An 11,613-nucleotide genomic window follows, 5' to 3' on the forward strand; every position below is an offset into this window, starting at 1 on the left:
GCAGCACCATCATGAACGTTCTTCTAGCCATCCGGTGTGTCCGTCGGCCTCTCGGAGCCGTCGAGGGACCTCGACGGCTCCGAGAGGCCAGATCGTGGAGAATTACCTGCCCGTCGCCACGGGGTCGTGCCCCAATGTGTCCTCGTTCCTCGAATCCGACGGTTCGGATATCAATGGCTGCTGAGTGAATCGAGCCAGCGCCGGAGGTGCGCGGCGGTCTCTGCCACCTGTTCCTCGATGATCGAGAAGTGGTCTGCCTCGATGTACTCGGCCGGTCCACGGTGTAGCCAGTCGGGGACGGGGTCGACGTCCCCGAAGCTGCTCAGCGTCACGGAGGCCCGCAGATTCAGCGTCGGCGCGGCGATCCGCTTGGCCTCGCGCTCGGGGTATATCCGCACATAGCCGCCCAACGCGACCAGGCCGTGGTCGTCGACGGGGGTCAGTGCGTTGTCCCGGGACAGGATCTGCCCCAGCGCGTCGGTGAGCACGAGGCGGTTGAGTTCGTGCTCTTCCGGGGAGTAGGTGTCGATCATCGCGACGCCCGCGAGCTCGCCGCCGTCGTCTTCGAGCCGCCGGGCGACCGCATGGGCGAGCGCACCACCGGCCGAGTAGCCGATGAGCGCCACCGGGCCTCGCTCAAGTTCCGATGCGACAGCCGCGGCGAGGCTCTCGATCGCCGCCGCCCATGTCGCCGGCAGGTCGTCGCCCGCGCGCATACCGGGCAGCCGCAGCGCACTGACCTGCCGCTCGCCGCCCAGTTCGCGAGCCAGGCGGGCGAACTGGTGCGGGCCCGATCCCGCCAGGAACGAAGGGATGCAGATCAGTGCCGGTGCCGCGGCGCCGCGCGCCAGGAGCTGCGACGCAGCTGGGCGCTGTGCGGCGGCCTCGTCGGCGGAGTACGTGGTCATCAGAGCCGAGCTCGCGATCAGCAGGGGCATCGCCCCTGCCAGCTCACCGCGGCGATGCGCCGCCGACACCAGGTCGGTGATCGTGCCGCGCACGCCGGCCGGTGCCTGCTCGACCACGCCGGTGTCGGATTCCTCGATCAGCGATCGCACCAGTTTCGCCACATCGGCGGCGGTCGGGTGGTCGAAGATCAGCGTCGATGGCAGCGTCAGCCCGGTCAGCTGTGCGAGCCGGTTCCGGAATTCGACGGCACCGAGGGAGTCGAACCCGAGCTCGGTGAACGGCGCGTGCGGGTCGATCGCGTCACCGGACAGGTGGCCGAGGACCGCCGCGGCGACGTTGCGCACCTCTCGCACGATCACACCGTCGCGGTCGGCGTCGGGCAGTGCGGCCAGCTGCCGCGCCAGGCCGACACCGGCACTCGCGGCGGCCGGGGGAACCCGGATCATGCCGCGCAGTACCGCGGGTAGTGTGCCGCCGCGCGCCAGGGCGGTGAGCGCCGCCGTGTCCAGCAGTGCCGTCACCGGTGTCGCCCGATCGGTCGCGAGTGCGTTGTCGAACAGCGCCGTCCCGGACTCAGGGTCGATCGGGACCAGGCCCAGCCTGGCCCGGATCTGGCGGGCGTACTGCTCGGCGCCGTCCCCGCCGAGTACCCCTGCCATGCCGACGGTCCACAGTCCCCAGGCGAGCGAGTGCGCGGGCAGGCCCGCGCTGCGCCGCACGCGTGCCAGCGCGTCCAGCGCGCTGTTCGCGGCGGCGTAGTTGCCCTGTCCTTGCCCGCCGAGCAACGGCGCCGCGGACGAGAACAGCACGAACGCCGACAGATCCAGGTCGCGGGTCAGCTCGTGCAGGTGCAGTGCCGCGTCGACCTTCGGTGCCAGCACCCGTGTCGTCTGCGCGGCGGTGAGGGTGTCGATCGTGCCGTCGTCCAGAACGCCCGCCGCGTGGATGACGGCGGTCAGCGGGGCGTCGGTGTCGATGTCGGCCAGCAGGGCTTGGACCGCGGTGCGTTCGGTGACGTCGCACGCCACGACGCGGACGTGGGCGCCGAGGTCGGTCAGCTCGGCGACCAGTTCCGCGGCGCCGTCCGCGGCCGCACCGCGCCGCGACGTCAGCAGCAGCCGTCGTGCTCCGTGCGCTGCGACCAGATGGCGGGCGACGATCGCGCCGATGCCGCCGGTGCCGCCGGTGATGAGCACCGTGCCGTGGTCGAACGACAGTGGCACGCCCGGTTCGGTGGCGGGCAGCGGCTGCAATCGCGGTGCCAGGAGCCGGCCCTCGCGAACGGCCATGTGCGGTTCGTCCTGGGCCAGGGCATCGGCGAGCGACTTGATCGGCAGGGCGTCGCTGTCGTGGTCGATGAGCAGGAACCGGCCCGGGTGCTCGGACTGTGCGCTGCGCACCAGGCCCGCCACGGCGGCTCCGACCAGATCGGGTTCCTCGCCGGGCAGTCCGGCGGCCGTGCGCGTCACGATCGCGAGCCGGCCGGGGTGTTCGCCGCCTATCCAGCCCTGCAACAGTGCGAGCGTCGTCAGCACGCCGGCGTGTATGTCCGCCGCGCCGGCACCGGTTCCGCGGGGCGCAGACCATACCACCGTGTCGGGAACATCCTGCAGCACAGCGAGTTCCGCGAGATCGACACAGCATGTCGGGGGCTCAGGGGCCTCGACGGTCGCCGGGTCGCCGAGCACGACGATGCGCCCGGTGTCCGCCTTGGAGACGGCAGGCACGGCGACCCACTCGAGGTCGAACAACGGTGCCGCGCCGCGCAGCTGGGCCAGCGCCTGCCGCTCCATCGGGCGGGCCCGCACCGACTCCATGCTCAGCACGAGGGCACCGGTCGGGTCGACCGCTTCCACGCGCAAGGTGTTCGGTGCGATGCGGGCGATGCGGACGCGCAAGGCACCCACGCCGGACTGGGCCAGCTGGACACCGTCGAAGGCGAAAGGCAGTGGCACCCGGCCGTCGGGCCCGTCGCCGGCGAGATGGCCGACAGCCGCGTGGAATACGGCGTCCAGCAGTGCCGGATGCAGTCCGAAGGCGGTGGCGCGCGCTGCGGTGTCGGTGTCGAGCGCCAGGTCGGCGAACACTTCCTCCCCGCGCGACCACGCGGCGCGAACACCCTGGAACACCGGGCCGTACCCGAAGCCGAGGCCGCCGAGCGCGCGGTACACCTGCTGCCCGTCGACCGGATCGCCCGCAACCGGAGGCCACACATCGGACCAGCCCGGCGCCGCGGTCGGCGCGGCGGGCGTGAGCAGGCCACGGGCATGCAGCACCCAGGCGTCGGCGGCGCGGGCGTGGATGGCCACGGTCCGGTGCCCATCGGCGTCGGGTTCGCCCACAGCGAGCTGAATATCCGCGGCACCATCGGTCGTGAGAATCAGCGGCGCCGCGAGCACCAGTTCCGCCAGGCGCGGCACGCCGAGCCGGGCACCAGCGGCCAGAGCCAGTTCCACGAATCCGGTACCTGGCATCAAGGTCGTGCCGAAGACGGCGTGGTCGGCGAGCCATGGGTGCGTGCGCAGCGAGAGCCTGCCGGTGAACAGCCACTCGTCCTTGCCGGCGAGCTGCACCTGGGCGTGCAGCAGCGGATGGTCGGCGGAGTCGGCACCGGCGAGCGGCGCAGCGGCCTCCGCGGGCAGCAGCCAGAATCGTTCGTGCTGGAAGGGATAGGTGGGCAACGTGATCCGTGCCTGCGGTCGAGCTCCGAAGTAGGCCGCCCACCGCACCGGCCGGCCCGCGCAGTGCGCGGTTGCCAGCGCGGTGACCAGCTGCTCGGGTTCGGCGACCGTGCGACGGGATCCCGCGACCACCGATGCGCGCGCTGCGAGGTCTGTCGCCAGAGTGGCGCGGGTCATGGTCGTCAGCACCGCGTCCGGGCCCAACTCGACGAACAGGCTCACACCCGAATCGAGCAGTGACTGCACCGCCGGGGCGAAGCGCACCGCCTCGCGCACCTGCCGTACCCAATACTCGGGCGCACCCACCGAATCGCCGGCGAATGCGCCGGAAACCGTGGAGCACAAAGGTATTCGTGGCTCGTGATACGTCAGGCCCGCGGCGATCTCCGCGAACTCGGTCAGCATCGGATCCATCAAGGCGGAGTGGAACGCGTGGCTCACCCGCAGCCTGCTGGTCTTGACGCCCTCGGCCACCAACCTCGACTCGAGCGCCGATACCGCCTCGGTGTTTCCGGAGAAGACCACCGCATCGGGAGCGTTCACAGCGGCCAGCGAGACCGCGGCGACTGCCGGATCGGCATGACCCGCCGCCAGCAGCTCCACGGCCCGCCCCTCCGGAACCGCGGCGGCCAGCATGCTCCCACCTGTCGGCAGCGCCCCCATCAATCGACCCCGGGCCGCAACGAGGGTGCACGCATCCGACAACGACCACACACCGGCCACATACGCCGCGGCCAGCTCGCCGATCGAATGCCCGGCCACCACATCCGGCGTCACGCCCAACGACTCGACAAGGCGATACATCGCCACTTCGAACGCGAACAATGCGGGCTGGGTGTACTCGGTGCGGTCCAGCAGGGTTTCGGCAGTCGCGCCGCTCGCAGCGGCCGGCGCGCCGAACATCACATCCTGCAGCGAATGCCCCAGGTGTGCGTCGAATTCCGCGCACACCTCGTCGAGCGCGGCGGCGAAGGCCGGGAACGCCCGGTACAGCCCGGCGCCCATCCCGATCCGCTGCGCGCCCTGACCGGTGAACAGGAACGCTGTCGTGCCTGTCTGACCGGCGCCGTTGGCGATGCCCGGTCCCGGCTCGTCGGCTGCCAGGCGCGCCAAGGCCGCCAGCAGCGTCTCCCGGTCCGAGCCCACGACGGCGGCGCGCTGCTCGAGCCGCGCGCGGTGCAACGCCAGCGTCGCCGCGACGTCGGTCAGGTCGAGCTCCGGACGTTCGCGCAGCGCGTCGTGCAGACGGCGCGCCTGGGTCCGCAGCGCGGCAGTCGTCCGCGCGGACAGCAGCAACGGCATGGCCGCCGGGCGCGGTGGATCGACCGGCCGCGGCGGGACCGCGGGCGCCTCTTCGAGGATCACGTGCGCGTTGGTCCCGCTGATCCCGAACGACGACACTCCCGCCCGGCGCGGACGTTCCCCGACCGGCCACGGCTCGGCCTCGGTCAGGATCCGTACCTCGCCCGCCGACCACTCCACGTGCGGCGACGGCACGTCAACATGCAGGGTGGGCGGCAACGTCTCGTGCCGCAGCGCCTGCACCATCTTGATCACACCGCCGACACCGGCAGCCGCCTGCGCGTGCCCGATGTTCGACTTCAACGACCCGATCCGCAGCGGCTCGGCGCGATCCTGTCCGTAGGCGTTGATCAGCGCCTGCGCCTCGATCGGGTCACCCAGGGTGGTGCCTGTGCCGTGCGCCTCCACCGCGTCCACCTCGGTGGCGGCCAGCCCTGCGTTGACCAGTGCCTGCGCGATCACCCGCTCCTGGGACGGACCGTTCGGTGCGGTCAAGCCGTTGCTCGCACCGTCCTGGTTGATTGCGCTACCGCGGATCACGGCCAGTACCGGGCGCCCGTTGCGCTGTGCGTCGGACAACCGCTCGAGGGCGAGCACGCCGACGCCCTCGGACCACGAGACACCGTCCGCAGCACTCGAGAACGCCTTGCAGCGCCCATCCGGTGACAGCGCCCGCTGCCGGGAGAACTCCACGAACAGCAGAGGAGTCGACATGACCGTCACCCCGCTGGCCAGGACCAGCGACGTCTCCCCGGCGCGCAATGCCTGCACCGCCAGGTGCAAGGCCACCAGTGACGACGAACATGCCGTGTCCACCGTCACCGCGGGTCCTTCCAGACCGAGGGCGTAGGACACCCGGCCGGAGACGACGCTGCCGGCCGATCCGGTCGCCAGATAGCCTTCCGCGGCACCGTCGGCGGCCTCGCGCGCGTTGTAGCCGTAGTCCTGGTACATGACGCCCGCGTACACCCCGGTATCGCTGCCCCGCAGTGAGGTCGGATCGATACCGGCATCTTCGAGCGCTTCCCAGGACGCCTCGAGCAGCAACCGCTGCTGCGGGTCCATCGCCGCTGCCTCACGGGGTCCGATACCGAAGAAGGCGGCATCGAAATCACCTGCGGCATGCAGGAATCCGCCTTCGCGGGTGTAGATCTTGCCAGGTTTGCCGGGGTCGGTGTCGTACAGGTGGTCGAGGTCCCAGCCGCGGTCGCCCGGGATCGGGGTGATCGCGTCCACGCGCCCGTCGATCAGTTCCCAGAGCTGGTCGGGATTCTCGACGCCGCCGGGATACCGGCAGCTCATGCCGACGATCGCGATCGGCTCGTCGGCCCTGGCCCTGGCACTGGTCGAGGCGCGGCGGGGTCGCGCCGGCTCCGAACCGTCGACCCTGGTTCGCAGGAAGCCCGCGACAGCGGCGGCGGTCGGATAGTCGAACACCAGCGTGGGCGGAAGCTGAACGCCTGTGGCGGCGGTCACCCGGTTGCGGAACTCGACTCCGCCGAGCGAGTCGAAGCCCAGATCTGTGAACGGTGTCTCGGGGTCGATGGCGTCGGCCGACTCGTGGCCGAGGACCGCGGCGGCGATCGCGCGGACCTCGCCCCGGATCAGCGCCTCCCACTGATCGGCGGGGGCGTCGAGCAGCCGCTGGCGCAACGGGCTGTCGGCGACCTGGCCGCGCGGCGGTACGTGAATCAGGCCGCGCAGCAGCGCGGGCAGCGTGCCGAGCCTGCCCAGCGCGGTGAGGGCGGGTGTGTCGAGCAGTGCGGTCATCAGCATCGGTTCGCCGGTGGTCAACGCATCGTCGAACATCTGCATGCCGGTGTCCGGCTCGATCGGGGACAGACCGAGACGCGTGCGGATCTGACGCACCAGGTGTTCGGCACCCGGGTCGTTCAACGCCTCGGCCATGCCGCGCTTCCACAGCCCCCAGGCCAGCGAATGCGCGGGCAGACCGGCGCTGCGGCGCGCCTGGGCGAGCGCGTCCATCGCCGCGTTCGCGGCCGCGTAGTTGCCCTGGCCCTGCCCGCCGAGCAGCGGCCCGGCAGAGGAGAACAGCACGAACGCCGACAGGTCCATGTCGCGGGTGAGCTCGTGCAGGTGCCAGGCGGCATCGACCTTCGGGGCGAGCACCCGGTCCACCTGCTCGGCGGTGAGGGTTTCGATGGTGCCGTCGTCGACCACGCCCGCGGTGTGCACGACAGCGGTCACCGGTTCGTGCGCCGGTACGGATTCCAGCAGCGCCGCGACCGCGGCGCGATCGCTGACGTCGCACGCGGCAACGCGTACGTCGGCGCCCAGCGCGGTCAGCTCGGTGACCAGCTCCGCGACACCCGGCGCGTCGAGGCCGCGGCGCGAGGCGAGCAACAGGCTGCGCACCCCGTGCCGGGTGACCAGGTGGCGTGCGGTGACGGCGCCCAGTCCGCCTGCGCCGCCGGTGATCAGGACCGTGCCGTCACCGAAGTGCCCGCCGGCCGGTTCGGGGGTGATCGCACGAATCAGCCGCGGTGCCAGCGTGGCGCCGCCGCGGACCGCGAGCTGTGGTTCGTCCGCGGCGACCGCGGCGGCGATCCGCTGGTGCAGGTCCGCGAGGTCGTGGTCGTCGAGGTCGACCTGCACGATGCGCCCCGGGTATTCCGATTGCGCACTGCGTACCAGGCCGCGGACGGCCGCTGCCGCGGGGTCCGGCGTCTCACCGGGCAGACCTGCCCCGTTGCGGGTCAGCACGATCAGCGTCGAGTCGGCGCAGCCCGGTTCGGTGAGCCAGTCGCGCAGCACCGCGAGGGCGTTGTGCACGGCGGTGCGGATCGTCGCGGGGACGTCGTCGCCGTCCGCCGACGCCGTTTCGGGCGACCAGACGACAGCCGCGCCGGTGTGGCCCCCGGCCGTCGCGAACGCCGCGACGTCCTCGAACGTCTCGGCGCAGCCTGCGACGGGTCGACCCAGTGCGACCAGCTGCCGGTCCGACACCGCAGGCGCCGTCACCGGCGTCCAGTCGACAGCGTAGAGCGGGCTGCGGGCACCGGCGAGAGCGGTCGCGTCCGCGGGGCGGGCGAGCACGGCGTCGATCGACAGCACCGCGGCGCCGGTGGCGTCGCAGGCGTCGATGCGTACCTTCTCGGAACCCGAACGGATGATGCGGGCGCGGACCGCGGTGGCGCCGTGCCGGAACACACGGACGCCGTTGAAGGAGAACGGAAGCGGCAGCCTGCCGTCGGGGAGGTCGTCGGCGAGCACGTCGATGGCAGCGTGGAAGGTCGCGTCCAGGAGCGCCGGGTGCACCCCGAAGCCCGCCGCCCGGCCCGCTGCCGCCTCGTCCAGGGTCACCTCGGCGAACACGTCGTCACCACTGGTCCAGGCGGCGCGCACGTCCTGGAAGCTCGGGCCGTAGCCGAATCCCAGGTCCGCGAGCCGGTCGTACAGACGCGTTCCGTCGATCGGCGTGCCGTCGGCCGGCGGCCAGTCGGGGTCGGTCCAGTCCGGCGTCACGCCGTCGGCGGGGGCGAGGGTGCCGGTGGCGTGCAGCGTCCAGTCCGGCTCGCCCGGGTCGGACCCCGCGGTGCCGGTGACGGCACGCGAGTGGATCGACAGGCGCCGACGGCCGGTGTGGTCGGGCTCGGTCACCGAGACCTGCACGTCCACGGCAGCGGCACCGTCGAACAGCAGCGGCGTCTCCAGGACGAGTTCGTCCACGACGGGCAGGTCCAGGCGGCGACCCGCGGCCAGCGCGAGATCCACGAACGCGGTGCCGGGCAGAAGCACCGCTCCGAAGGCCGTGTGGTCGGCGATCCACGGCTGGTCGGTGGTGGAGAGCCTGCCGCTGAACAGCCATTCGTCTCGACCGGCGAGCGGCGCGGCGACGCGCAGCATCGGATGGTCGAGCGTGGAGAGACCGGCGCGGCCCATGTCACCGAGCGCGTCGTCGTCGGGCTGCACCCAGTAACGGCGCTGCTGGAAGGCGTAGACGGGCAGGTCGAGGTGGGTGGCCGGCCTTCCTGGTGACAGCAGCGCCCAGTCGACGGTCATGCCCGAGCAGTGGGCGGCGGCGAGCAACCGCAGGAACTGGCCGACCTCGTCGACGCCGCGCCGTGCCCCCGCCGCGACCAGCGAGCGGGACGCAACCTCGTCGGTCAGTGTCTGGCGGGTCATCGCCGCCAGCACCGCGTCCGGCCCCACCTCGACGAACCGGCGCACGCCTGCGTCGACGAGTGACTGCACCGCCGGGGCGAACCGCACGGCCTCTCGCACCTGTCGCACCCAGTACTGCGGCGTCAGCAGTTCGGGACCGGCCGGCGCACCGGACACCGTGGAGCACACACCCATGCGCGGCGTCCGGTACGTCACCGATCCGGCGACCTGCCCGTACTCGGCAAGCATCGGCTCCATCAACGCCGAATGGAAGGCGTGACTGACCGTCAGCCGGGTCGTCTTCACACCCTCGCCCGCCAGCTGGTCCTCCAGTGCGAGGATCGCCGCCGTCTCGCCCGAGAACACCACCGCCGCGGGCGCGTTCACGGCCGCCAACGAGACCGTCCCGGCCGCGAGCAGTTCCCGCGCCCGCTCCTCCGACACCGCGGCGGCGAGCATCGCTCCATCGGTCGGCAGCCCGCCCATCAGTCGACCGCGGGCGGCAACGAGCCGGCACGCGTCCGCCAGCGACCACACCTCGGCCACATAGGCCGCGGCCAGCTCACCGATCGAATGCCCGACCACCACGTCCGGGGTCACGCCGAACGACTCCACAAGGCGATACAGCGCCACCTCGAACGCGAACAGCGCAGGCTGCGTGAATTCCGTCCGGTCGAGCAGGGCCATGCGCTTGGTGTCGCCGGCGCTGTTCCCGGCAGCACCGGTCCCGCCGAACATGACCTCGCGCAGCGATACCCCCAGCAGGGCGTCGAATTCCGCGCACACCTCGTCGAGGGCAGCGGCGAACACGGGGAACGCGGCGGCCAGCCCTGCGCCCATTCCGACACGTTGCGCGCCCTGACCGGTGAACAGGAAGGCCGTCTCGCCGGCGGTGGCGACACCTGATACCACGTGCGGGGATGCCGAACCCGCGGCCAGGGCCGTGAGGCCGGCGAGCAGACCGGCCCGGTCGGCGCCGAGCACCGCGCCGCGCCGACCCAGCTGAGCGCGCGCGGCGGTCAGGACGGCAGCGACATCGGCGTCATCCGCCTCGGGGTGGCCGGCGAGCCAGGCCAGTAGCCGGCTCGCCTGTGCCTGCAGCGCGGTCTCCGACTTGGCCGAGAGCAACCACGGTGCCGACAGTGTCTGTTGGCCCGACTCCGACTGTCGTACAGCAGCGTCCGGTCCTGTCACCGGTTCGGCAGCACGCTCGCGCGGCGGCTCTTCGAGGATCACGTGAGCGTTGGTCCCGCTGATCCCGAAGGACGACACGCCCGTACGGCGCGGACGATCGAGCTCCGGCCACTGCTGGGCCTGCGTCAGCAGTTTCACCGTGCCCGCCGACCAGTCGACCTCGGGGGTCGGCTCGTCCACGTGCAGGGTCGAGGGCATGACCCCGTTGCGCATCGCCATGACCATCTTGATCACGCCCGCGACACCCGCCGCGGCCTGCGTGTGACCAATGTTCGACTTGAGAGAACCCAGCCACAACGGGTTGTCGTCCCCGCGGGCCTGGCCGTAAGCGGACAGCAGCGCCTGCGCCTCGATCGGATCACCCAGCCGCGTACCCGTACCGTGCGCCTCCACGGCATCCACCTCGGACGGCGACAGCCGCGCGTTGGCCAGGGCGGCGCGGATGACCCGCTCCTGCGAAGGCCCGTTCGGCGCGGTCAGCTGGCTGCTCGCACCGTCCTGGTTCACCGCGGAACCACGGATCACCGCCAGCACCCGGTGCCCGCTGCGCTCCGCGTCCGACAGCCGCTCCAGCACCAGCACGCCCACGCCCTCGGCCCAGCCCGTGCCGTCCGCCGACGACGAGAACGCCTTGCACCGCCCGTCCGGCGACAGCCCGCGCTGCCGGGAGAACTCCACGAACGTGCCCGGTGTCGCCATCACCGTCACACCACCGGCGAGCGCCATCGAGCACTCACCCTGACGCAGCGACTGAGCGGCGAGGTGGAGCGCGACGAGCGAGGAGGAACACGCGGTGTCGACCGTCACCGCCGGCCCCTCCAAGCCGAAGGTGTAGGACAGACGACCCGACGCGACGCTGCCCGCGCTCCCGGTCAGCAGGTAGCCCTCGAAGCCCTCGGGCGCATTGGGGCGGGAGCCGTAGTCGTCGTACATGACGCCCATGTACACCCCGGTACGGGTGCCCCTCAGCTCGGTCGGGGCGATGCCCGCGTGTTCGAAGGCCTCCCAGCCCGTCTCCAGCAGCAACCGCTGCTGGGGGTCCATCGCCGCCGCCTCGCGAGGGCCGATGCCGAAGAACTCGGCGTCGAACCGGTCCGCCTCGTACAGGAAGCCGCCTTCGCGGGCGTACGAGGTCCCGAGGTGGTCGGGGTCCGGGTTGTACAGGTTTTCCAGGTCCCAGCCCCGGCCCTCCGGGAAGGGACCGACCGCGTCACGTTCGGCGCTCAGCAGCGCCCACAGGTCGTCCGGGGAGGCGATACCGCCCGGGAGCCGGCACGCCATGCCCACGATCGCGATCGGCTCGTGTGCGCGCTCCTCCAGATCCTGCACACGCTGACGGCTCTCCCGCAGGTCGACCGTTGCCCGCTTGAGGTAGTCGCGAAGTTTCTGCTCGTTGTTCATG

At 71.9% G+C, this 11,613-nt stretch carries 1 protein-coding gene; it reads right to left on the reverse strand.

The window, feature by feature from the left end:
- Window positions 1-170: 170 nt before the first annotated feature.
- Window positions 171-11,612 (reverse strand): type I polyketide synthase, encoded by an 11,442-nt coding sequence (locus tag OG447_RS27810; RefSeq protein ID WP_266940077.1) that lies wholly within the window; start codon window positions 11,610-11,612, stop codon window positions 171-173.
- Between the last annotated feature and the right edge of the window lies 1 nt (window position 11,613).

It is taken from the genome of Streptomyces sp. NBC_01408 (assembly GCF_026340255.1).
Taxonomy (GTDB): Bacteria; Actinomycetota; Actinomycetes; order Streptomycetales; family Streptomycetaceae; genus Streptomyces.

Bases quoted from the DNA above. Each gene is read 5' to 3' on its own strand.
- OG447_RS27810 (WP_266940077.1), bottom strand. From the start codon at position 11,612: ATGAACAACGAGCAGAAACTTCGCGACTACCTCAAGCGGGCAACGGTC.